26 protein-coding genes are annotated in these 23,300 nt (G+C 59.0%); 1 reads left to right on the top strand and 25 read right to left on the bottom strand.

All coding sequences use genetic code 11. From position 1 onward, the window contains the following. Positions 1-84 precede the first annotated feature (84 nt). The 8 genes from ACYZT6_RS18950 to ACYZT6_RS18985 form a co-directional block, all read right to left on the bottom strand. Complete coding sequence (locus tag ACYZT6_RS18950) at positions 85-1,083, bottom strand: ADP-ribosylglycohydrolase family protein (protein WP_462028194.1); 999 nt, start codon at positions 1,081-1,083, stop codon at positions 85-87. Next, positions 1,080-1,793 (bottom strand): GntR family transcriptional regulator, encoded by a 714-nt coding sequence (locus tag ACYZT6_RS18955; RefSeq protein WP_462028195.1) that lies wholly within the window; start codon positions 1,791-1,793, stop codon positions 1,080-1,082. Before ACYZT6_RS18955 ends, ACYZT6_RS18950 begins: the two co-directional genes overlap by 4 nt. Before the next feature lie 221 nt (positions 1,794-2,014). After that, complete coding sequence (araH, locus tag ACYZT6_RS18960; RefSeq protein WP_462028196.1) at positions 2,015-2,983, bottom strand: L-arabinose ABC transporter permease AraH; 969 nt, start codon at positions 2,981-2,983, stop codon at positions 2,015-2,017. A gap of 9 nt (positions 2,984-2,992) precedes the next feature. After that, positions 2,993-4,537: an L-arabinose ABC transporter ATP-binding protein AraG gene (gene araG / locus ACYZT6_RS18965; protein WP_462028197.1), complete on the bottom strand. Its 1,545-nt coding sequence runs from the start codon at positions 4,535-4,537 to the stop codon at positions 2,993-2,995. A 66-nt stretch (positions 4,538-4,603) separates the two neighbouring features. After that, positions 4,604-5,608 carry a substrate-binding domain-containing protein gene (locus ACYZT6_RS18970; protein WP_462028198.1) on the bottom strand — a complete coding sequence of 335 codons (1,005 nt, stop codon included), beginning with the start codon at positions 5,606-5,608 and terminating at the stop codon, positions 4,604-4,606. Between the two features lie 114 nt (positions 5,609-5,722). Next, positions 5,723-6,541: an SDR family oxidoreductase gene (locus ACYZT6_RS18975; protein WP_462028199.1), complete on the bottom strand. Its 819-nt coding sequence runs from the start codon at positions 6,539-6,541 to the stop codon at positions 5,723-5,725. Between the two features lie 196 nt (positions 6,542-6,737). Beyond that, a complete protein-coding gene (locus tag ACYZT6_RS18980) occupies positions 6,738-7,613 on the bottom strand; it encodes an SMP-30/gluconolactonase/LRE family protein (protein ID WP_462028200.1) in 876 nt (291 codons plus the stop codon). A 103-nt stretch (positions 7,614-7,716) separates the two neighbouring features. Then, complete coding sequence (locus tag ACYZT6_RS18985) at positions 7,717-8,433, bottom strand: FadR/GntR family transcriptional regulator (RefSeq protein ID WP_462028201.1); 717 nt, start codon at positions 8,431-8,433, stop codon at positions 7,717-7,719. A 207-nt stretch (positions 8,434-8,640) separates the two neighbouring features. On the opposite strand from ACYZT6_RS18985, the gene ACYZT6_RS18990 reads away from it, so the two are divergent. Continuing rightward, positions 8,641-9,513 (top strand): esterase/lipase family protein, encoded by an 873-nt coding sequence (locus tag ACYZT6_RS18990; protein WP_462028202.1) that lies wholly within the window; start codon positions 8,641-8,643, stop codon positions 9,511-9,513. 60 nt (positions 9,514-9,573) lie between these two features. Here the strand turns inward: ACYZT6_RS18990 and ACYZT6_RS18995 are convergent, their stop codons facing one another. From ACYZT6_RS18995 to ACYZT6_RS19075, 17 genes are all read right to left on the bottom strand, one after another. Next, positions 9,574-10,134 carry a DUF1285 domain-containing protein gene (locus ACYZT6_RS18995; RefSeq protein WP_462028203.1) on the bottom strand — a complete coding sequence of 187 codons (561 nt, stop codon included), beginning with the start codon at positions 10,132-10,134 and terminating at the stop codon, positions 9,574-9,576. Between the two features lie 15 nt (positions 10,135-10,149). Then, positions 10,150-10,755, bottom strand: a complete 606-nt coding sequence (locus ACYZT6_RS19000; RefSeq protein ID WP_438657882.1) for a DUF4823 domain-containing protein — start codon at positions 10,753-10,755, stop codon at positions 10,150-10,152. A 169-nt stretch (positions 10,756-10,924) separates the two neighbouring features. Continuing rightward, complete coding sequence (locus ACYZT6_RS19005; RefSeq protein WP_403108147.1) at positions 10,925-11,893, bottom strand: GTP 3',8-cyclase MoaA; 969 nt, start codon at positions 11,891-11,893, stop codon at positions 10,925-10,927. 138 nt (positions 11,894-12,031) lie between these two features. Further along, complete coding sequence (locus ACYZT6_RS19010) at positions 12,032-12,670, bottom strand: TetR/AcrR family transcriptional regulator (protein ID WP_008152317.1); 639 nt, start codon at positions 12,668-12,670, stop codon at positions 12,032-12,034. A gap of 342 nt (positions 12,671-13,012) precedes the next feature. Continuing rightward, positions 13,013-13,798: a TatD family hydrolase gene (locus tag ACYZT6_RS19015; RefSeq protein WP_462028204.1), complete on the bottom strand. Its 786-nt coding sequence runs from the start codon at positions 13,796-13,798 to the stop codon at positions 13,013-13,015. Between the two features lie 14 nt (positions 13,799-13,812). Next, positions 13,813-14,169 carry a PilZ domain-containing protein gene (locus ACYZT6_RS19020; protein ID WP_461975796.1) on the bottom strand — a complete coding sequence of 119 codons (357 nt, stop codon included), beginning with the start codon at positions 14,167-14,169 and terminating at the stop codon, positions 13,813-13,815. 42 nt (positions 14,170-14,211) lie between these two features. Beyond that, the gene (locus tag ACYZT6_RS19025; protein WP_462028205.1) at positions 14,212-15,198 is read right to left on the bottom strand and encodes a DNA polymerase III subunit delta'; all 987 of its coding nucleotides are present in this window, start codon (positions 15,196-15,198) and stop codon (positions 14,212-14,214) included. Continuing rightward, positions 15,191-15,823: a dTMP kinase gene (gene tmk / locus ACYZT6_RS19030; protein ID WP_462028206.1), complete on the bottom strand. Its 633-nt coding sequence runs from the start codon at positions 15,821-15,823 to the stop codon at positions 15,191-15,193. Before tmk ends, ACYZT6_RS19025 begins: the two co-directional genes overlap by 8 nt. A 19-nt stretch (positions 15,824-15,842) precedes the next feature. Beyond that, positions 15,843-17,066: an endolytic transglycosylase MltG gene (gene mltG, locus ACYZT6_RS19035; RefSeq protein ID WP_462028207.1), complete on the bottom strand. Its 1,224-nt coding sequence runs from the start codon at positions 17,064-17,066 to the stop codon at positions 15,843-15,845. Positions 17,067-17,069: 3 nt separating this feature from the next. Next, positions 17,070-17,885, bottom strand: a complete 816-nt coding sequence (gene pabC / locus ACYZT6_RS19040; RefSeq protein ID WP_462028208.1) for an aminodeoxychorismate lyase — start codon at positions 17,883-17,885, stop codon at positions 17,070-17,072. Then, positions 17,885-19,129, bottom strand: coding sequence for a beta-ketoacyl-ACP synthase II (fabF, locus tag ACYZT6_RS19045; protein ID WP_131062725.1), 1,245 nt, complete (start codon positions 19,127-19,129; stop codon positions 17,885-17,887). Before fabF ends, pabC begins: the two co-directional genes overlap by 1 nt. A 107-nt stretch (positions 19,130-19,236) precedes the next feature. After that, the gene (gene acpP / locus ACYZT6_RS19050) at positions 19,237-19,473 is read right to left on the bottom strand and encodes an acyl carrier protein (protein WP_003442511.1); all 237 of its coding nucleotides are present in this window, start codon (positions 19,471-19,473) and stop codon (positions 19,237-19,239) included. Positions 19,474-19,664: 191 nt separating this feature from the next. After that, positions 19,665-20,408 carry a 3-oxoacyl-ACP reductase FabG gene (gene fabG, locus ACYZT6_RS19055; RefSeq protein ID WP_462028209.1) on the bottom strand — a complete coding sequence of 248 codons (744 nt, stop codon included), beginning with the start codon at positions 20,406-20,408 and terminating at the stop codon, positions 19,665-19,667. A gap of 16 nt (positions 20,409-20,424) precedes the next feature. After that, complete coding sequence (fabD, locus tag ACYZT6_RS19060) at positions 20,425-21,363, bottom strand: ACP S-malonyltransferase (protein ID WP_008152335.1); 939 nt, start codon at positions 21,361-21,363, stop codon at positions 20,425-20,427. Between the two features lie 126 nt (positions 21,364-21,489). After that, a complete protein-coding gene (gene plsX, locus ACYZT6_RS19065) occupies positions 21,490-22,500 on the bottom strand; it encodes a phosphate acyltransferase PlsX (protein WP_462028210.1) in 1,011 nt (336 codons plus the stop codon). Positions 22,501-22,504: 4 nt separating this feature from the next. After that, complete coding sequence (rpmF, locus tag ACYZT6_RS19070) at positions 22,505-22,687, bottom strand: 50S ribosomal protein L32 (protein ID WP_008152339.1); 183 nt, start codon at positions 22,685-22,687, stop codon at positions 22,505-22,507. Positions 22,688-22,700: 13 nt separating this feature from the next. Next, positions 22,701-23,228, bottom strand: a complete 528-nt coding sequence (locus tag ACYZT6_RS19075) for a YceD family protein (RefSeq protein ID WP_004371317.1) — start codon at positions 23,226-23,228, stop codon at positions 22,701-22,703. Positions 23,229-23,300 lie beyond the last annotated feature (72 nt).

The following is a 23,300-nucleotide window of genomic DNA, read 5'->3' on the forward strand; positions in this document are numbered from 1 at the left end:
GCCCGCTCCCACAGGGATAGTGCAAACCTTGAGGTACACGCTGTACCTGTGGGAGCGGGCTTGCCCGCGATGGCGTCAGTCCAGTCAGCGCAGGGCCAACAGTCCTTTTACTAACGGTTCCAACTCCAACGAGTTAACTGCTTTAATCCGGTCGATCATGTCCACCGGCCAACTCCCAAGCCCCAGACAGGCCCCAAGCATCGCGCCGAGTATCGCCGCGATGGTGTCGGTGTCACCGCCCAGACTCGCGGCCATGCACACCGCTTCGAAGGCGTTCATTTCACCGACGGCGACTTGTTGCGCCAGGGCAAACGAAACCACCACCGATTCCTGCGAAGCCACCGAAGTGCCAATGACGTCGTACAGCAAATCCGCCAGCAACGCCTTGTCACTGTCGACGCTGATGGTCCGCGCCCAGCTGATGCGCGAGGCAATTCGTCCGCCCGCCACCCAGTGGCCATGGCTTTCAGCTTGCTGGGCGATTTGCTGGCCGAGGTTCAACGCTTCGCCCAGGTCCATGCCATTGATGCCGGCCGAAACCACCGCCGCCACCGCCGCCGCGCTGGAAATCCCCAGCGTGGTGTTGTGGGTGACCTGACAGGCTTGCACCACGGCGCTGATGAACCGTTCAGGGTTGGCGACATCCGCGGCGATGCCCACCGGAGTAATGCGCATCGCCGCGCCATTGGTGGTGCCGTAGCGCCCCGCTTCTTCCGGCGAATGGCCGGCGAGGATCATTTCGATCGCGCGTTTGGTCGAAGGCCCGAGTAAATCCTGCGAGCCCTTGGCCTGCATCTCGGCTTCCCATTCGATCAGCCGTTGAGCGAGCACGGCCGGTTCGATCCGGCCCTCACCATCCACCAACAACTGACCGACCAGAATCGCCTGTTCGGTGTCATCGGTGATCGAACCCTTGGGCATGTTGGCGGCAATCGGTTGATCGGGGCCGGCGTCTTGCAGATCGGTGATCGCACCGAAGCGAGTCTTGACGTCGGCGCGGCTCAGGGATTGAGTCGGCATGCCCAGCGCATCGCCCAGGGCCAGTCCGTAGAACGCGCCGAGCGCACGGTCGAGCGCGGTCATTTTGATTCTCCAAATTGCAGGTGCAGGCGAAAATGCACCGGGTCGAGCAAGCTTTCGACCTGTTCCATGAAGCGGTTCTGGCGGTCGTACGTGGTGCGCAAGGCTTTGAGGAAGACCGTGCCGACCGGGCGCCCGAGCAACTCGGCGTCTTCAGCGCTCAAGGGTTCTGCGCCGATCCATTGATCACCGCGTTCGCCGATGTAGCCGTAGGCGGCCAGTGTGATGGTCAGGGAGTTGTCGATCAGACCGACGCGCGGCAGGCTTTCCAGGCCTCCGGTGGCGGGCATCAATGAGCGTTCGAGGGAAACCAGTTTGCCGTCGGTGGAACGGCGGCGCCGGTCGAGGGTGATGAATTGGTCGGTGCCGAAGCGCGGCAGCAGGTCAGGACGCGTCACCGCTTCCAGCCGCAGCACTTCGGTATTGATCAGCGCCCCGCTGTCGGCCAGCGCCTGCGCCCAACCGCTGCGCTGATCGAGCACCACACCGTCAAAGGTGACGATAGAGCCGACGCCGCTTTGGGTCGCGATGTAGTTGCGCCGTTTCAACTCGGCCAGGGCCTCGCGCAGCGTGCCGCGGCTGACTTTGAATTCTTCAGCCAACTGGTGCTCGCCCGGCAACAGAAATCCGTCCTCCATGAGGCCGCTTTCGATGCGCCGGATGAGTTCGTCGACCACCCGTTGTTTCTTGTCAAATCGTACCTGTCTAATCATGTACAAAGTGATAACCGAAACGGGGTATTTCGAGCAAGGGATATTTCAGGGAGGTGACGGGAGGCGTGGGTATCGGCTATAGCGATGTGAATCAGATAGACCGCCATCGCGGGCAAGCCACGCTCCCACAGTTTTTTTTGTCGTTCGCATAATCCGGGTACGACATAAAACCTGTGGGAGCGTGGCTTGCCCGCGATGGCGTCAACAGGATCAGCGCAATCTCAGCGTTGTTTGAGTCGGTCGATGACGACGGCCAGCAGCAAGATCGAACCGCGAATCACATACTGGTAGAAGGTATCGATGTTCTTCAGGTTCATCGCATTCTCGATAATCGCCAGAATCAACACCCCGGCAATCACATGCCGAATCATCCCGATCCCGCCGCTCAGCGACACCCCGCCCAGCACGCACGCAGAAATCACCGTCAGCTCAAAACCCTGGCCAATCATCGGCTGGCCGGAGGTCATGCGCGACGCCAGAATCACCCCGGCCAATGCGCCGATCACACCGTGCACGGCAAAGATAAGGATCTTGGTCCGGTCAACGTTGACCCCGGCCAGCAACGCCGCTTCCTGGTTGCCGCCGATGGCCATGGTGTTGCGCCCATAAGTGGTGTAATTCAGCAGCCAGCCAAAAAACAGGAAGCACACGATGGTGATCAGGATCGGCACCGGCACGCCAAACAACTGGCCGTTGCCGAAGACGAAGAACGACTCCTGCGACACGCCGACCGCTTTGCCATTGGCAAAAATATAAGCCAGACCCCGAACAATCTGCATGGTCGCCAGCGTGGTGATCAACGCGTTGACCCGCAGCTTGGCGATCACGATGCCGTTGATCAGCCCGACAATCAGCCCCATCACCAGCGCGGCACTGACGCCGAGAAACACGCTGTCGGTGTCGCGCATCACCACGGCCGCGACCACACCGGCACAGGCAATCACCGACCCCACCGACAAGTCGAAATGCCCGGACGCCAGGCAATACAACATGGTGCAGGCCGCGATTCCCGTCGTCGAAATCGCCAGGCCGAGACCGCGCATGTTCAGCGGCGACAGGAAGTTGTCGATCAGCAGCGTGCAGGCCACGAAGATCCCGACGGCCGCCAGCAACATCACCCAGTCATCGAGAAAACGCCGCAGGTCCAGAGGTTTGCGCTGGGTGGGCAAAGCGTTGTTTTGGATTGTCATAGTCACCTCTCAGTTCGCCACGCCGTCAGCGCGTTGGCGCGGCAAAGCCAGTTGCAGCAGGTTGGATTCATTGGCCTCTGCGCGAGACAACTCGCCGCGCATCGCGCCTTCGCAGAGCACCAGGATGCGGTCGGAAATGCCCATCACTTCCATCAAGTCGCTGGACACCACGATTACCGCAATGCCGCTGGCGGCCAGGTTGTGGATGATCTGGTAGATCTCGGCTTTGGCGCCGATATCAATGCCGCGAGTGGGCTCGTCCAGCAGCAGGACTTTCATCGGCATCGACAGCCAGCGACCGAGAATGGCCTTCTGCTGATTGCCACCGGACAGGTACATGATTTTCTGCGCCGCGTTCGGCGTCTTCACTTTCAGCGCCTTGATCTGCTTGTCGGCGTTGCCCTTCTCCCACAGCCCGCGCAACAGGCAACCAAAGGTGGAATGGGCGCCGCGCGCGCTGATGTTGATGTTCTCGGCGACGCTGGCGAGCGGAATGATGCCCTCCTTCTTGCGGTCTTCGGGGCACAGCAGAATGCCCGCAGCGATGGCGTCGCGGGGGGAACGCAGTCTCACCTCATGACCGCGAAGCTCAAGGCGTCCGGCGGTATTGCGCGTCAGCCCGCTGAGCATCCGGAACAACTCGGTACGACCGGCGCCAACCAGTCCGAACAACCCGAGAATCTCGCCCTTGTGCACCTCGAAACTCACCGGTTCACGCAACCCCGGCCCCAGCAAACCGTCCACTTTGAGCGCCACCGCGCCACGCTGGCGGCTGCGGTAATCGTAGATGTCCTGAATGTCGCGACCGACCATGCACGTCACCAGTTGGTCGTGGGTCAATTCGCTCATGTCCTCGAACGTGCGCACGTAGCGGCCGTCCTTGAACACCGTCACCGCGTTGCAGATGCGGAACACTTCTTCCATGCGATGGGACACGTAAAGCACCACTTTGCCTTCGTCGCGCAGTCGCCCGATGATCGCCATCAGCCGATCGATTTCCCGCGCCGACAGGCTGCTGGTCGGTTCATCGAAGGCAATCACATGGGCGCCACGGGACAACGCCTTGGCGATTTCCACCAGCTGTCGCTGGCCGAGGGACAGGCGCCCGACTTTCTCCTGCGGATCAATTTCGTCGGCCAAGCCCTTGAGGCAGGCCAGCGCTTGTTGTCGCAACGCGCCACGATTGATCAGGCCGAAACTCGCCGGCAGATGACCGAGGAACAGGTTCTCCGCCACGGTCATTTCCGGTACCAGGTGCAGCTCTTGGTGGATCACCGCTACCCGGCTGGCGATGCTGTCGGCGGTGGACTTGAAGACCATCGTCTGCTCGCCGATTTGCAGGTCGCCGCTGCTCGGCATGTAAGCCCCGCCGAGGATTTTCAGCAAGGTCGATTTGCCGGCGCCGTTCTCGCCCATCAAGGCATGAACCTGCCCCGGATGCGCGACGAAGCTGATGCTGTCCAGCGCCTTCACCCCGGGAAAGGTTTTGCCGATCCCGTTGAAGCGCAGGCTGCCGCCGACGCTGTGCTCATGTGTCTGTACTTGCGCGTGCATAGAACCACCTCATCACACAGATCAGGCAGCCCCGTCGCCAGGGCCACCGATGAAATCAACCGGCCCTCAGTTCCACAGGCCGATCTTTTCCAGTTCCTGCTTGAAGTTCTCGCGGGTGATCAGTGTTACGTCGTCCATCGCGGTGTACTTCGGTGGTTCTTTGCCGGTGGTGACCCACTCGAACATCATGCTGGCGGTGTTGTAGCCCTCGATGTGGGGGCTTGGCAGCATCGAACCGAAGAAACCGCTGTTGGCTTTCTTCAGCTCGCCGATGGCGTCGGTGCCGTTGATGCCGATGCCGATCACGTTGGCCGCGGCAAAACCGGCGCTTTCGGTGGCGCGCACGCCGCCCAGCACGGTGTTGTCGTTCATGCCGCCGATGATCAGGTTTTTCGCCGCGCCCGGCAGCTTCACCAGGGCCGAGTTGGTGGCGTCCATACTGCCCGGTACGTCGAGGGTTTTCAGGGCCGAGAACAGGATGTGGTCTTTCGGCATCCCGGCGTCTTCCAGGGCTTTGACCGAACCGTCGGTGCGCTTCTTGCCGGTGTCGAGTTCATTGAAGGTATTGATCACCGCGTAGGTGTCCTTCCAGTCCCAGCCGCGTTTTTTCGCTTCGGCGGCCATGGCGCTGCCTTGTTTCTGGCCGACTTCGAACGCGGCCATGCCGAGGTACGGAACGTCTTCCATGAACTTGCCATTGGCATCGACGAAACGGTCATCGACGGCGATGACTTTCAAACCATTGAGCTTGGCTTTGGCCATGATGGCCGGGCCGAGGGAAACGTCCGGCGGGCAGATCACGAAGCCTTTGGCGCCGTTAGCGGCAAGACTGTCGATGGCCGAGAGGGTTTTCTCACCGTCCGGCACAGCGATCTTGATCACGGTGAAGCCCTTCTCTTTCCCGGCCTTCTCGGCGAATGCCCATTCGGTCTGGAACCAGGGCTCTTCCGCCTGCTTGACCAGGAAGCCGATTTTCACTTCCTCGGCCGCCAGCAGCGTGCTGCTCAGGCTGACCGCAGTAACCGCCAAAGCGGCACAGCACAGGGAACGGATCCCACGACGACGATTCATAAGCTGACTCCTTGTTATTTTTTTTGAGCGTTATTTTGAAAGCCGGTACCGCAATAGTCATATCGTATGATGATTGGATTTCAGACGGAACTCCGCGTCTGAATCCGGTTTTATTCAGTCGTGATACATGACCGAGCGACCACCATCGATGGTGATGCACGAGGCATTGATGAACGGCGCTTCATCGCTGGCCAGGAATACGGCGGTCATTGCCACTTCCATCGGCTGCCCGATACGCCGCGGCGGATGCAGGTCGAAGGCCCGCTGACGTTCGGCGTGGGGGTCGGCAAAACCGTTCCAGTAATCGACGTTCAGTTGGGTTTCGATGTAGCCCGGCGCGATCGCATTAACACGAATGCCCTTTGGCGCGTATTCGATGCCGAGCGCGCGGGTCAAGCCGAGCAAGCCGTGCTTGGCCACCGGGTACGGGAAGCAACCCGGGATGATGTGCGTGGAATGGGTCGAGGCGATGTTGATGATGCTGCCGATGCCCTGCTCGATCATTTGCGGCAGCACGGCCTTGCAGCCATACCAGGCGCCGTCGAGGTCGATGGCGAAGCAGCGACGCCAGTCTTCTTCGGTCATTTCCAGTGGATCACGAAACACGTTGACCCCGGCACAGTTGACCAATACGTCGATCCGGCCATGTCGCTCGATGGCCAGTTCAGCCATCGCGTGCAGATCCTGCTGGCGAGACACGTCAGCCGTGATCGCATGAACATTGAAGCCTTGATCACGCCACCGAGCCGCGACTTTTTCAACTTTGTCGCCCTGGATGTCGCTGATGATTATTTTGGCCTGTTGATTGACGAAGGCCGCGACGATCGCCTCGCCGATGCCCTGAGCGGCGCCGGTGACCAGCACGACCTTGTCTTTCAGGCGCTTGCCCTTCGGCGGTTCGATCATTGGCGGCAGGGAGATACGTTCAGCCATGAATCAGCGCTCCCTTTTGCAGGCACGACAAAAACCGGGCATCTGTCGATGTCCGGTCAAAAACCTGTTTGGAAAATCGCTGCATCACTTCACCTGTTTTGTTTTTTTAAGTGTGAGTGCGTGTAACTGATGGCCGACTATAAACCCGACGACCAAATAATCTCAATATATAATTTTACATCCCATATTTTGGGATTTAGCCGGCGAAGCGAGTGCAGGGTTTGCCCGGCACATCGACTCTAATCGACAGCAGTGCACCGTCCAGCGGATGGTTGAGCGGGCTCGCGGCGCTGGTGATGTACAGGGTTCTCAAATCTTCGCCACCGAACACGCAACTGGTGGGGCGACTGACTGGGAGCTCGATCAAGCGGTCGACATGGCCGTCCGGTGTCAGCCTGATCAGACAGCTGCCGTCCCAGCGGGCGTTCCAGATGAAACCCTCGGCATCCATCGCCGAACCGTCCGGCCCGCCTCGCTCATGGGGACCGAACCAGACGTACGCCGTGTCCAGGTTGCCGTCGGTGTGGACGAAATAGCGGTACAAGGTTTTGTCCATGCTGTCGGCGAAGAACAGCGTGGTCTCGTCCTCACTCCACAACAACGTGTTGGGAATGCCTAATCCGCGAAGCAGCGGCGTGACCCGGGCATCGCGATCGATGCGAAACAGGCCACCGGAACGACGCACGATGGGCAGGTCTTCGCCGTTTTCGCCAATGTTGTTTTGCATGGTGCCGAGCCACAGCCGACCCTGCGCATCACAGCGGGCTTCGTTGGCGCGATTGCCGGGTTGCGGGTCGGCGACGCAAAGCAAGGTCAGGCGCGGCTCAAGCCCTGGTGAATCCAGGTCCAGCCGATAAACGCCGCTGCTCAACGTCACCAGCGCATCGCCGCTTTCGCAGGGGATGAACGCGGAGACGTGTTCCGGCATTTCCCAGATCTGCACGTTGGCGCCGATCAGCCGCAAGGCTTGCTTGCCGGCGATGTCCACCCAGTACAGCGCCTGGGTCGGCACATCCCAGAACGGGCCTTCACCGAGTTGCGCACGGTGTCCGGTAACCGCATTCCACGTCATGAAACCTCCTGCTGTTGTTTTTTGTGGGAGTGAGCCTGCTCGCGAAGCTGTGTGTCAGTCGACATCAATGTTGAATGGGCTCGCTCCCACAGGGTTCGTTGTGTCAGCTGGCTTTTTTGTCGGCCATGACTTTGGGGTAAAACCGTTTGATTGCCAGGTCAGCGTTATCGATCAGGGTCATGCAGGCCCAGACACCCCGCGCGGCATCCCGGGCGGCGATGGCGTCGGCCATGTCTTTGTGAATCGGCAGCGTGCGACGCAGCTCGTCCGGGTCGGCGGCGGATACTTCAAAAGACACCGCCAGCAGCGCACCGAGGGCCGGGACCATTTGTTCGATGAACTGATTGTGGCTGGCGGCGAGAATGCACTCGTGGAAGATCTGGTCGGCGTGGTTGTAATCGACGCCGCTGTCCACCGCCCGTTCCAGCGCGTTGTAGGCCTGCAGGATCGCTTGAACCTGTTCGCCGGTAGCGCGCTCGCACGCCCAGCGCACGGCCATCGGTTCGATGGTGCGGCGCAGATCGAGCAAGTCGTCGACGAAGTTTTCCGGCAAGCCGCTGCGCGACAGCCAGCCCACGACTTGCGGATCAAAAAGGTTCCAGCGCCGCACCGGCAACACCCGCGTGCCGACCTTTGGCCCGACTTCGAGCATGCCTTTGGCGACCAGGGTTTTGATGGCTTCGCGGATGACCGTACGACTGACACCGAGCTGCTCACCCAGGTCGGCTTCGACCTTGATGGTTTCACCGGGTTTGACCTGGCCTGCGGCAATCCAGCAACCCAGCCAATCGACGGTCGACGCATGAAAACTGCTGGACATGGGCACCTCGATGCAGGAACGGCACAGAGCCGTTCGCAAGGGTGTTCAAGCTAATCATCATACGATTGGGTGTCAATTTGATTTTTGAGCCTGACAGCATCCGGCGAGTATTTGAAGGAACTCACTTTGTGACCTACGGTTAGCCGCGACAGATCAAGCAGTCAATAGCATCTGTTCCACTAAAGTCCGCTATCGACAGGTATAAGCATGAACAAGGATGCGTCTACGCAATACCCGATTGTTTTGGTCCACGGTCTTTTCGGCTTCGACAAAATCGCCGGTTATCCCTACTTCTTCGGGATCAAGGAAGCGCTGGAACGCGCGGGTGCCAAGGTGTTTGCCGTTAACATTCCAGCCGTCAACGGTAACGAGGAGCGCGGTAAAAAACTGCTCGAACACGTCAACCGCATTTTGCAGGCAACGGGAGCCGCCAAGGTCAATCTGATCGGTCACAGCCAAGGTCCACTGGCCGCACGCTACGTAGCGGCGCTACACCCGGAAAAGGTCGCTTCAGTTACTTCTGTCAGCTGTCCCAATCATGGCTCCGAGATTGCTGACCAATTGCATAAGGCGCTGACGCCTGGAGAGTTGCCCGAAGCGGTCGTACTAGCCCTGTTCAAAGCAGTCGGCACCTTTATTTCGTTGATCAGCGGTCATCCGGAAAACCCTCAGGACGCTCAAGCAGCTTTCGAATCCCTGACCAGTGCGGGATTGGCCGCTTTCAATCGTAAGTATCCGCAAGGGGTACCGGAACATTGGGGCGGGGAAGGAAAGGAAATTGAAAACGGCGTGTATTACTACTCCTGGAGCGGGATCGTTCAAAACTTTCAAAGCCTGCAACCTCTCGATCCGTCCCACCTGAACTGTATTGCGCTATCGAAGTTATTTTACAAAGAGAAAAACGCCAACGACGGGTTGGTCGGTCAATACAGTTCGCACTTGGGGAAAGTGATTCGTTCGGATTACCCAATGGACCACTTTGACGCAGTCAATCAGATAGCAGGGGTCGACAGCTGGAATGTGAACCCGGTCAAGCTCTACCTTGACCATGCTGCTCTGCTCAAGAGCAAAGGTTTGTAACCTCAATAAGACGGCCCGCTTATAGCGGGCCGTTTTCCAGAACAGAGCAGCTCAGCGGTTTCACGGTTCAAGCCCGATAGGAAAGAACTCACCGCCGCTCCACACGCCAAGCCAGCGTTGCCCGTCGATTTCGCGGGTCACGGCTAGGTCCACCAGTTGGTAGAACACGTTGCGATGGATCAGGGCTTCGAGGTTGGTGCGCACATGCACGTACGGCGCAGGCTCTTGGGTGACCGGATCGATCACCACGCGGATCGGGTGTTCAGTGCCGGCGTCCGCGGTCTCGTCGACGTTGGTGGTGAAGCGCAGGAGCTGAGCTTCGCCCTCGCCCTCAACGTCCACGGCAATCGCCACAAACGGCGCATCATCGACCTTGATCCCAACCTTCTCGACCGGGGTGATCAGGAAGTAATCATCGCCATCGCGGCGGATGATGGTGGAGAACAGTTTGACCATCGGCTTGCGTCCGATCGGCGTCCCCAGGTAAAACCAGGTGCCGTCGCGGGCGATACGCATGTCGATGTCGCCACAGAAGTCAGGGTTCCACAGGTGGACCGGCGGCAAGCCTTTGGTCTTGGGGATTTGCCCCAACAAGTCGTTGGCTTTTTGCGGGCCACTCATGGCGTTCTCCTTGAATTACTGGTCGCTGAGCCCGATCAGGCTGCGCGCGTACTGCTCCAGCGGCGGGCCAATCAGGTCTTGTGGCTTGTTGTCGTGGAACGTCAGTAAACCGCCACGACTCTTGATACGTGCAGTATCAATCAAATACTGGGTGCTGGTCTCGATCAACATGATCTGAATCACGCCGCTGTCGATGCCGAGGCGATCCACGTATTCCTGATCAAGCCATTCGTCCGAGTTGCCGATACGGTCATCAGCCTTGGCGAACCGCGTGTAAAGCAGGTAATGGGCACCGGCGGCGCGGGCTTCACCCATGGCCTGGTCGAGGCCTTCGGGGGTGCGCGCACGGCGGACCATCGGAAAGTATTCGATAAAGCCATTGAAGGCTTCTTCAGCGACCACGTTCGGTCGCGGATAGGCACTGCCCGGCGGTGCGAAGGCACCTTGGGCGATGTAGATGAACGAGTCCGGCTGGATGCGCAGGTTATTTACCCGGCGACTGTCGCTGTGATCCAGCAGCCCCGCATCGCTCATGTGGTAGCGAGTTCCTTCAGCCATATCGCTGACATTCATGCAGCCACCAAGCGCCAAAACGGCCAGCAGCAAAACCAGGCTACGCATCCTACCCTCCAGAGGCCGGTGACGGAAAACCGGCGAATGGCCATGGGATGCAGCTTCCGCGCCAGCTCAAGAGCATTGTTGTCTGTTCGAACGCAATCGCGGGCAAGCCACGCTCCCACAAGAGTTGCGCTAATCCTGTGGGAGCGGGCTTGCCCGCGATGGGGCCCAATCAGCCGCCGATGATTTTCATGACTGTCGCGCCACCCGAAAACGCCACTTCCTGCTTGTCCCCCAGAGCTTTCACCAAGAGTCGCTGCAACGCCGGCAATGCCTGATGGCGCGGCTTGTCCAGAAGGTCACCGACATAGTGGCGATTGCTCGACGACAAACAGCCATGCAACCAACCGGTGGATGACAATCGCAGTCGCGAGCAAGTCCGGCAGAAGGGAACGCTTTCGTTGGCAATCACCCCAAAGTGGCCCAATCCAGGTATTTCATAGCGCACGGCAGTGGCATCGACGGGCGCATCGGCTTGCAGGTATTCGTAGCGCTCGCCGATCAGGCTCAACAACTGCTGAAGGCTGACGAACTGTTGCAGGAAGGCGTTGTTGTCGCTGGCCAGGTGGCCCATGCGCATCAGCTCGATGAAGCGCAACTCATAGCCACGCTCCAGGCAGTAATCGAGCAACGGCATCACCTGATCGAGGTTTTGGCCGCGCAGGGGCACCATGTTGACCTTGATTTTCAGGCCCGCCGCCTTGGCCTGATCCATCCCGTCGAGCACGGTCGCCAGGTCACCGCCACGGGCAATGCTGCGGAACGCGCTGGCATCCAGGGTATCGAGGGAAACGTTGATGCGACGGATGCCGGCGTCCACCAGCAATGGCAGCTTCTTTGCCAGCAACTGACCGTTGGTGGTCAGGCTGATGTCTTCGAGGCCCATCTTGCCGACGGCGGTCATGAAGGCTTCGAGCTTGGGGCTGACCAGCGGCTCGCCACCGGTGATGCGCAAACGCTCAATGCCCGCCGCTTCGATCAGATACGCCACGCCGCGTGCCATGGCCTCGGCCGACAATTCATCCTGCGCAGCCACCAGCCGCTTGCCGTTAGGCACGCAGTAAGTACACGCGTAATTGCAGGCTGAGGTCAGGCTGATCCGCAAATTGCGAAAACGCCTGCCTTGACGGTCAACGATCATGGATCACTCCGGCAAAAGGAATTCGAACGCGTAAAACTTGACTTACAAATCAAGTTTTAGCAAGTCCCATGCCTGAGTATATTCCTGAGGTACGGCGCCATATAGCGAAATCATGGCGCGATAAGGCAACTGAATGGTTCAGCTGCTCGGCGTGTCGGTATCGCGTTTGCGCTTGTTGCCCATGCGCACACCGATATCCATCAGGAACTGGAAGAAACCTTCCTGATCTTCCAGCACATTGCTCCAGAAAGGCGAGTGATACAGCGCCACAGCGCCGTGCACCAGCGCCCAGGACGCGCAGTAATGAAAGTAAGGCGGAACGTCTTCGAGCTTGCCTTCGCTGATCCGGCCCTTGATCAGCAAGGTCAGGCGTTCGAAGTTCGAGGCGCGGATCTTGTGCAGCTCCTCGACCATCTCCGGCACCTGGTTGCCCTTGACGACCTTCTCTTCCAGGCGATCGAACAAGCGATAGCGTTGCGGATCGCGCATGCGGAATTCGAAGTAGGCCCGGGACAGGGCTTCCTTATCCTTGTCGACATCTGCCGAATGCAACAGCTCGTTCAGATCACGCTCGTAGTCGAGCATCAGGCGCAGATAGATCTCCGCCTTGGATTTGAAATGTTTGTAGATCGTGCCTTTGCCGATACCGACGGCATCAGCAATCATCTCGACGGTGACACTGTCTTCACCCTGGTCGAGGAACAGCTTGAGCGCGGTATCGAGAATTTCTTGCTCGCGGCGACGAAACTCACGGACCTTACGAGGTTCTTTATGCATAAGAAAAGGTCTGTTGGGGTCAAAATTCGAAGCCGCGTATTATGCCTAACTTGCGCCAAAATGCACGGATCATCCGACCATATCTGTGTTTCTTGATCATTTCACACAGGTTCGCCAGTTGATGAGAACACTTCCGAAGCGGGCGTATTCCAAAATTGTTTAAAAACCTGGGTCGGTAAACTGGACTCGGCGCAATACTGATCAATACTTGAACTGTCGGCGGGGCATCTCCCCCAAGTGTCGCGTCGATATAGGTACCAACGGACCGTGTGCCTTTGTTTTACTCCTAATGGTCTTAACCCGGATTCACCCCCCAGAACCCGGGTTTTTTTTGCCTGCGATTTAGCCTTTCACATGCGCCAGCGGGAACAGCCGCTTGAAGTTTTCAGTGGTCTGCTCGGCAAATCGCTCATAGGACTCACCACGCAACATTGCCAGAAATTCCGCAACCTCGCGTACGTACTGCGGCAGGTTTGGTTTGCCGCGATAAGGGATCGGCGCGAGATACGGCGAGTCGGTTTCCACCAGCAATCGATCAGCCGGCACTTTACTGGCAACGTCACGCAGCGCGTCGGCATTGCGAAAAGTGACAATGCCGGACAGGGAAATGTAATAACCCATGTCCAGCGCGGCCTTGGCCATGTCCCAGTCTTCAGTGAAGCAATGCAACACACCCGCCTGAGGCAATGCAGCCTCGCGCAGCAAACTCAACGTATCCTCGCGGGCGCCTCGGGTGTGGATGACCACTGGTTTGCCGGTTTGCTGAGCGGCCTGCAGGTGCAAGCGAAACGATTCCTGCTGCAACTCGGCCGCTTCCGGCTCGTAGTGATAATCCAGACCGGTTTCACCGATCGCTACCACTCGCGGGTGATTGAGCTCACGCAACAGCCAATCCAGCGCCGGCGCGGCACCCGGTTGTACATCCAGCGGATGCACACCCACCGAACAGTCGACATCGTCATAACGTTCAGCCAGGGCTTTGACGTCCGCGGCGTTCTCGACGCTGACGCCGATACACAGAAAGTGCCCTACCCCGCGCTGGCGAGCCGCATCGAGCGCGGCATCCAGGGAGCCGTCGTGGGCGGCGAGGTCAAGACGGTCAAGGTGACAATGAGAATCTACGAGCATAAAAGGGCTGCAACTTACATCGTATGAGTGGGACGGTCGGACTTCATGGCTCCGGCCAGATGGGTTTCGATTCGACTGCGCGCGGTGTTGTCGCCGTCGTTGAATTGTACGCCGACCCCGGCGGCACGGTTGCCCTGCGCGCCTTTTGGGGTAATCCAGGCCACCTTGCCGGCGACCGGGATCTTCTCGGCATCATCCATCAGGTTCAGCAGCATGAATACCTCATCGCCCAACTTGTAGCTTTTGTTGGTCGGGATAAACAGGCCTCCGTTCTTGATGAATGGCATGTAGGCCGCGTAAAGCACGGAGTTGTCCTTGATGGTCAGGGACAAAATACCGTTGCGTGGCCCCGGATTGACTGCTTCATTCATGCTGACCTCCATTGCTGATGATCAGAGTCTAGGCACAGACGATCACTTCTGGGTAGGCAAGGATGCCCATTGCACCAGCAGCGCTTCGAGCAACAAGGCCGGATTGAGGTTGGCTTTGCTCATGACCTTCTGGCGCTGGGCGAGGATCCAGTCCTGGATACTCAAGACTTTATCCTGAGCGGTTTTCTGCGCCAGGTATTGAATGACCTTGCGCATGTCCGTCAATCCCAACCCCTCTTCATCCTGGGTCAACTGATAGCGCAGGATCAGACTCGACCAGTCGCAGAACCAGTCGAACAACAGCAACTGCGGGACGGTTTTCCATTCTTCGGCCAACTGCGTCGGCGATTGCTGCTGTTTGAGCAACTTCTTCACGCCTTCGACCACCAGCGCCCGCTGCTCGCGCACGCCCTGCGTCTGCAACTTGACTGAGGCCAGCGGAGAGCCGGCGGCCAGGGTCAGCAGTTCGACACGCTCTTCTTCCGAGCTGTCCGGCAGGGCCTTGGCCAGCCAGGCAAGACTCATCGCTTCGCTCGGCAGCGGGCAGGCCTGCTGCACGCAGCGACTCTTGATGGTCGGCAGCAGACGACTGGTCTGGTGGCTGACCAACAGCAAAACGGTATCACCGGACGGTTCTTCAAGACTTTTGAGCAAGGCGTTCGCGGCGTTGACGTTCATCGACTCGACCGGCTCGATCAACACCACCTTGCGCCCGCCCATCTGCGCGGTCTGAACCACGAAGCTGACCAGATCACGAACCTGATCGACCTTGATCGCCTTGTCGGCTTCTTCGGGTTCCAGGATGTAGTTGTCGGGGTGGCTGCCGGCCTTGAGCAGCAGGCAGGATTTGCATTCGCCGCAGGCGTCCTGCGCAGTCGGACGCTGGCACAGCAGACTGGCCATCAACCGCTCCGCCAGCGCACGCTTGCCGATCCCGGCCGGGCCATGCAGCAGATAGGCGTGCGCATGTTGCTTGCGACCGGCCAACTGCTGCCAGAGGCTGTCCTGCCACGGATAGGCTTCAGCCACGGGTCAGCTCCAGCAGACGTGGCAGCAAGGTGTCCAGAGACTGCTGGACCTGCGCGAGCGGCTGAGCGGCATCGACCAACACATAACGCGCCGGGTCAGCTTCAGCGCGCTTGAGGAACGCACTGCGCACGGCATCGAAAAAGGTCCGGCCTTCAAGTTCGAAACGGTCCAGACGACCGCGAGCACTGGCGCGAGCCAGCCCCACTTCCACCGGCAGATCGAAGATCAGCGTCAGGTCCGGGCGCAAATCACCCTGGACAAACGTTTCCAGAGTCGCGATGCGCTCCAGCGACAAACCGCGACCGCCACCCTGATAGGCGTAGGTCGAATCGGTAAAACGATCACACAAGACCACCGCACCACGGGCCAGCGCCGGACGGATCACCTCGGCCATATGCTGGGCCCGAGCGGCGAATACCAGCAACAACTCGGTGTCGGGGTTCATGACTTCATCAACCGGCGCCAACAACACTTCGCGAATCCGCTCGGCCAACGGCGTACCACCCGGCTCGCGGGTCAGCACCACCTCGATACCGGCGGCGCGCAGGCGCTCGGCCAGGTATTCGCGGTTGGTGCTTTTACCGGCGCCTTCCGGGCCTTCCAGGGTAATAAACAAGCCAGTCACAGGCAGTCCTTAATCAGGGTCATTGCGGGTTTTGCGGCGCGGTTGCGTCCGGCTCGGCCACAGGTTCCGGTTCAGGCTCCGGAGCGGGTGTAGCAGCGGGTTCTGGCGGCGCTACGGGTGGCACAGTCTCGGCATCGGGGCTGGGCGACGCTGCCGGAATCGGCGCCTCGACGTCCGGGGTTTCGCCATTCTGAATTTCGGGCGACGAGGCCGGTGCCGGGCTGGACCGGTAGTCGGCACGACGCTTGATCTGGAACTCACGCACCGCATTATTGTGGGCATCCAGATCATCGGAGAACACGTGGCTGCCATCACCGCGAGCGACGAAGTAGAGGCTGTTGCCCGCCACCGGGTTCAACGCGGCATGGATCGCTTCGCGGCCGACCATGGCAATCGGGGTCGGCGGCAGGCCCGAAATCATGTAGGTGTTGTACGGCGTGGGTTCCTTGAGGTGGGCGCGGGTCAATTTGCCGCTGTAGCGATCACCCAAACCGTAGATCACCGTCGGGTCGGTTTGCAACAGCATGCCAATCGCCATGCGCCGCACAAACACGCCAGCAATCTGCCCGCGTTCCTGCGGCACACCGGTTTCCTTTTCCACCAACGAAGCCATGATCAGGGCTTGATAAGGTTCGGTATACGGCACATCTGCAGAGCGCTGTTCCCATTCCTTGGCGAGGACTTCGTCGAGACGGTCATAGGCTTTTTTCAGCAGATCGACGTCGGTCATGCCACGCACGAAGCGGTAAGTATCGGGAAAGAATCGTCCTTCGGGAAAGATCCCGGTGTGGCCAAGTTTGGTCATCACCTCGCTATCGCTCAAGCCGTTCAGGGTCTGCTCGAGCTTTTCATCCTTGGCCAATGCCGTCCGGACCTGATGAAAATTCCAGCCTTCGACCAAGGTCAGGCTGTACTGAACGATCTCCCCACGCTTCCACAGGTCGATCAGCCCTTCGACAGTCATGCCGGGCTGCATGCGGTATTCACCCTTGTGCAAGGGTTGTCCCGCCAGGTTGAAACGCCAATACACGCGCAACCAGAAAGCGTCCTTGATGACGCCATCAGCTTCGAGTCGATAGAAAGTGCGGGTAGGCGTCGTGCCTTTTGGCACTTCCAGCAGTTCTTCCTGGGTGATGTTCAGCGGCTGTTCCAGCGCCGAATGAATTTTCCAGGCGCAGGCGCCCAGACACAGCCCTGCCAGAACCAATCCGGTTTCCAGCAGCAGCAAGAATTTACGTCTCACGTATCAAGCATCCAGTAGCGCGCGGGCAATGGTTTGGAGTTTACGGGTGAGCGGCCCAACCGACCAGCTCAGCGCAGCATAGGCGCGCACCGGCCAGACCCCATACACGCTGTTGCAGACAAAGACTTCATCGGCCCATTGCAGCTGATCCAGGCTGATGTCGGTGATTTGTGTGGGGATCCCCAATGACTCGGCTTGAAACAATAACTCGGCACGCATCACACCGGCCACACCACAGCGCTTCAAATCGGCCGTGATCAACACGCCATCGCGGATCAGGAACAGATTGCTGAACACACCTTCGATCACGCGCCCCGCAAGATCAAGCATCAAGCCTTCGGCGTGCTCCGCATCTTGCCACTCAGCGCGAGCAATCACCTGCTCCAGACGGTTAAGGTGTTTAAGGCCGGCAAGCAGTGGCTGCCTGGACAGGCGTGTCGCACAAGGGAACAGGCGAACGCCCTGCTCGCCATGAACGGCGGGATAAGCAGCGGGAGGATTGCCTTGCAGAATACGTCGGGCCTGAGCCGAAGGGTCGGGGGCATAGCCGCGCAAGCTGTCGCCGCGAGTGATGATGAGTTTGAGCACACCCTCATCCAGCACGCCGGCATAGGCCAGCAGCTCACTGCGAATCAACTCATGATCGGCAGTGATCGCCAGGCGCGAACAGCCGTCGGCCAGACGCGTCAGATGTCGCTCCAGCAGCAACGGTTGCCCGCCCCGCACGGCAATGGTCTCGAACAGACCATCGCCGTAAGCCAGGCCGCGATCCTTCAGCGACAAAGCGTCAGCCGGCTGACCGTCGACCCAGCTGTCCATCAGTCAGCGAACCGGCGGAACACCAGTGAGCCGTTGGTACCGCCAAACCCGAAGGAGTTGGACAGCACCACATCGATGTCCATGTTGCGCGCGGTGTGCGGCACGAAATCGAGGTCGCAGCCTTCGTCCGGCTCATCGAGGTTGATGGTCGGTGGCGCCACTTGGCTGTTGATTGCCAGCACACTGAAGATCGCCTCGACCGCGCCTGCTGCACCCAGCAAGTGACCGGTCATGGACTTGGTTGAACTGACGGCCAGTTTGTAGGCGTGATCGCCGAACACGGACTTGATCGCACAGGCTTCGGCGAGGTCACCGGCCGACGTCGAGGTGCCGTGGGCGTTGATGTACTGGACCTGATCGCTATTGATCTTCGCATCACGCAGGGCGTTGGTGATGCAACGCGCAGCACCTGCACCGTCTGCCGGAGGCGACGTCATGTGGAACGCATCGCCACTGGTGCCGAAACCGATCAGCTCGGCGTAGATGGTCGCGCCGCGCGCCTTGGCGTGCTCCAGTTCTTCGAGAACCAGAGCGCCGGCACCATCGGACAACACGAAGCCATCACGGCCTTTGTCCCATGGACGGCTGGCGCGGGTCGGCTCGTCGTTGCGGGTCGACAGTGCGCGGGAGGCACCAAAGCCACCCATGCCCAGACCGCAAGCCGCCATTTCGGCGCCGCCGGCAATCATCACGTCGGCTTCGTCGTACATGATGTTGCGGGCTGCCATGCCGATGCAGTGCGTACCGGTGGTACACGCGGTGGCGATGGCGTAGTTAGGTCCCTGTGCACCCAAGTGGATGGACAGAAAACCGGAAATCATATTGATGATCGAGCCAGGCACGAAAAACGGAGAAATCCGTCGTGGGCCGGAATCATGCAGGGTGCGGCTGGTTTCTTCGATATTGGTCAGACCGCCAATACCCGAGCCCATGGCCACGCCGATGCGCTCACGGTTGGCATCGGTAACTTCAAGGCCTGCGTTACGTACCGCCTGAAAACCTGCGGCCAGACCGTACTGAATGAACAGGTCGAGCTTGCGAGCTTCCTTGACCGAAAGGTATTCCTCGACATTGAAGCCCTTTACCGAGCCGCCAAAACGGGTGGAATAGGCAGAAAGGTCGGTGTGTTCGATCAGACCAATGCCACTGCGGCCAGCCAGAATGCCCTGCCAACTGCTTGGCACATCCGTGCCCAGTGGCGACAACATACCCATACCGGTGACTACGACGCGTCTACGCGACACAGCACTCTCCTTTTTCAAATGACGACTTTGCATCAGGCCTAAAGAAAAAACCGCACGCCATGAGGCAGTGCGGTTTTTCCATGACAGCAAGCAACGATTACAAGCTATTAAGCCTGGTGGTTAGTAACGTAATCGATTGCAGCTTGTACAGTAGTGATCTTCTCAGCTTCTTCGTCAGGGATTTCGGTCTCGAATTCCTCTTCCAGAGCCATCACCAGCTCAACGGTGTCAAGGGAGTCGGCACCCAGGTCTTCAACGAAGGAAGCAGTGTTGACCACTTCTTCTTCTTTAACGCCCAGTTGCTCAGCAACGATTTTCTTGACGCGCTCTTCGATGGTGCTCATACCTTGTTTTCACTCCTAATGGACAAATTCAGGCAGCTGGCCAGTGGGTAAGTGTATAGAAAGACTTTTCAGTTTTTCAACTGAAAGCTTCACTCCTCAAACCCGACAGCCCTCTGCCTATAAATAGATTGCAGCTTTATAACGGATTTTAGACAGCTCGTATGACATTTTTTTGAAGCAATCCGTCACATTTAACTCATGTACATCCCGCCGTTCACCGGGATTGTAGCCCCAGTAACGTAAGCCGCACCGTCGGATGCAAGAAAAGCGACCACAGACGCGATCTCTTGTGCTTGCCCCAGACGACCCAGCGGAATTTGTGTCACCAGGCTTTCACGCTGCGCTTCGGGCAATTCGCGAGTCATATCGGTGTCGATGAACCCAGGGGCCACCGAGTTTACCGTAATCGAACGCGAACCGACTTCACGCGCCAGCGCACGGCTGAAACCTTCCAGACCGGCCTTGGCGGCTGCGTAGTTTACTTGGCCTGCGTTGCCCATGGCACCCACAACAGAGCCAATACTGATAATTCGTCCCCAACGGGCTTTGGTCATGCCACGCAAAACGCCCTTGGACAGGCGGAACAGACTGTTCAGGTTGGTATCGACGACGTCATGCCATTCGTCATCTTTCATGCGCATCATCAGATTATCGCGGGTGATACCGGCATTGTTGACCAGGATCGCCGGCGCACCGAACTGCTCGGAGATGCTCGCCAACACCTTGGCGACGGATTCGTCGCTGGTGACATTGAGTTCCATGCCAGTGCCTTGAATACCGTTTTCCTTCAGGGTAGCGGCAATGCTCTCGGCGCCGGAAGCGGACGTCGCGGTGCCCACAACGATGGCGCCCTGACGACCCAGTTCCAGGGCGATGGCTTGGCCAATACCGCGGCTCGCACCGGTGACCAATGCAACTTTACCTTGCAGACTCATGCAAGTTTCTCCTGATTCAGGCCAGCGCTGCACGGGCGGCAGCGAAAGCGTCTGGGGTATTGAGGTTGGATGTCGACACGCCTTCGGCGCAACGCTTGTTCAGGCCGGCCAGTACTTTGCCAGGACCGCATTCGACCAACTGGGTCGCGCCCTTGGCGGCCAGCGCCTGGACCGATTCGACCCAGCGCACAGGCTTGTAGAGCTGCTCAAGCAGGTCGCGCTTGAGGGTTTCCAGATCGGCCGGCACGGTAGCGCTGACGTTCTGTACCACCGGGATCTGCGGCGCTTGCCAGTCGATCGCAGCAATCGATTCGGCGAAACGCTCGGCTGCCGGACGCATCAGCTCGCAGTGAGAAGGCACGCTGACCGGCAGCGGCATGGCGCGCTTGGCACCCCGCGCCTTGCAGCCTTCGATGGCGCGCTCTACCGCAGCCTTGGCACCGGCGATAACCACCTGGCCCGGGGAGTTGAAGTTGACCGCACTGACCACTTCGCCTTGCGCCGCTTCGGCACAAGCTGCCAACACGTCAGCGTCGTCCAGACCGAGGATCGCGGCCATGCCGCCCTGCCCTGCCGGAACGGCTTCTTGCATCAACTGACCGCGGCGCTCAACCAGCTTGACGGCGTCGCCCAGGCTCAGGCTGCCAGCCGCGACCAGCGCGCTGTACTCGCCCAGGCTGTGACCGGCAACGTAAGCCGGACGCGCGCCGCCTTCAGCCAGCCACAGACGCCACAAGGCGATCGAGGCGGTCAGAATGGCCGGTTGGGTTTTATCGGTTTGATTGAGTTGCTCTTCCGGCCCTTGCTGGGTCAGTGCCCACAGGTCGTAACCCAGAGCATCGGAAGCTTCTTTGAATGTTTCGAGGACAACCGGATGTTGCGCGCCCAACTCGGCCAGCATGCCGAGGGACTGCGAACCCTGTCCTGGAAAGACGAATGCGAGGGAAGCAGACATGTAACAAGCCCCTAATGATCTTGTCGTCGGAGAATTTGACGTCCCGCTTGGGGGACGCAAGAAACTGACAGTTGGATGGCCAATTGAACTGAGCGGTCACATTTAAGCATTGTCCGACGAAAACGCCTAAAGCAACAAATCCTCCAGACGACCGTGAATGCGCTCCGGCAGGTTTTCCTGGATCTCGATCAGCGCACGGGAAATCGCACTCTGGAAACCCTGAACCCCGGCCGAACCGTGGCTTTTCACCACAATCCCCTGCAAACCCAGGAAACTTGCGCCGTTGTGCCGCGCAGGGGCCAGATCGGCTTGCAGGCGCCTCATCAACGGCAGCGCCAGTGCGCCGACCATTTTCGAGGCGAGGTTTTTCTTGAACAAGGCTTCGATTCGCCCGGCAATCATGGTCGCCAGGCCTTCGCTGGACTTGAGCAAGATGTTGCCGACAAAGCCGTCACACACCACCACGTCCGCCTCGCCACGGTACAAACCGTCACCTTCGACGAAGCCGATGTAATTGATACCACGGGCACTTTGCAACAAGGTTGCAGCGAGCTTGACCTGCTGATTGCCCTTGATGTCTTCGGTGCCGATGTTCAGCAAAGCCACACGCGGTCGAACGATACCCAAGGCTTCCGCTGCCACCGACCCCATGATTGCGAACTGCAACAGGTGCTCGGCACTGCAATCGACATTGGCGCCCAGATCGAGCAACTGGCAATAACCCTTCTGCGTCGGAACGGCCGCAACCATTGCTGGCCGATCGATGCCCGGCAGCGTCTTCAGCACAAATCGCGACAACGCCATCAGCGCGCCGGTATTGCCGGCACTGACACACGCCTGGACCTTGCCGTCTCGCAACAACTCGAGTGCCACACGCATCGACGAGTCAGGCTTGCCGCGCAAGGCCTGGGCAGGCTTTTCGTCCATGGTGATGACTTCGAATGCCGGAGCAATCGACAGGCGCGAGCGATCCACAGCCGATTGGCCAGAGAGCAATTCTTCAAGAAGGGAGGGTTGACCGACGAGGGTCAGGTGCAGCGAGGGTGCAGCAGACAGGCAAGCAAGGCTGGCCTGAACAATGCTGCGGGGACCGAAGTCCCCGCCCATTGCGTCAATCGCGATGACTTGAGCAGACAAGTGATTACTCGTCAGCGCCCTTGTCGATCACTTTACGGCCACGGTATACGCCTTCTGGCGATACGTGGTGACGCAGGTGAATTTCACCGGTGGTTTTTTCTACAGACAGAGTGCTTGCCGTCAGGGCGTCGTGCGAACGACGCATGTCACGGGCAGAGCGGGATTTTTTGTTCTGCTGAACAGCCATAATTGATTAACTCCTAAACGTTTGGGTCACGCTTTAACTGCGCCAATACACTGAACGGGTTGGACCGCGTTACCTCGTCCTCGCTCGGTTCGGGCTCATCGAGACCCGCCGGCTGCTGGCATTCTTCCGGATGATGAGCAGGCACAATGGGCAAGGCGAGCAGAAGCTCCTCCTCGATCAGTGACTGCAGATCCAAAGGATCTTCGCCCAGTTCCAGCACGTCATAACCTTTCGGCAACGACTGGGTATTCGCACCCTCCTTCACCACAGCATAACTGCATTCGCTATGGATCGGCAGGGTGACCAGCTCAAGACAACGCTGGCAAACCATTTTGACTTCGGTGTCGATAAAACTGTGGATTACCACAGACTTACGTTCATCTCGTTCAAAAACGAATTTAGCCTGCACCGTACCGACAGTGTCGGAAAGCGGGTCGCAGAGTCTCTCCAAATCGGCCAGCAGCAGTTCACCTTGAAGGGTGGTGCCACGATCAGCCAATTTGCGCGGGTCAACGTGAGGTGGAATCGGGTCATTCAACATAGGCGCAGCATTATAGGGATGCACCCGGCCATGTCAAAGGAAATTCAGCCCTGTCCGTCACTTGGAAGCCTC

The organism is Pseudomonas sp. RT6P73, assembly GCF_054897715.1.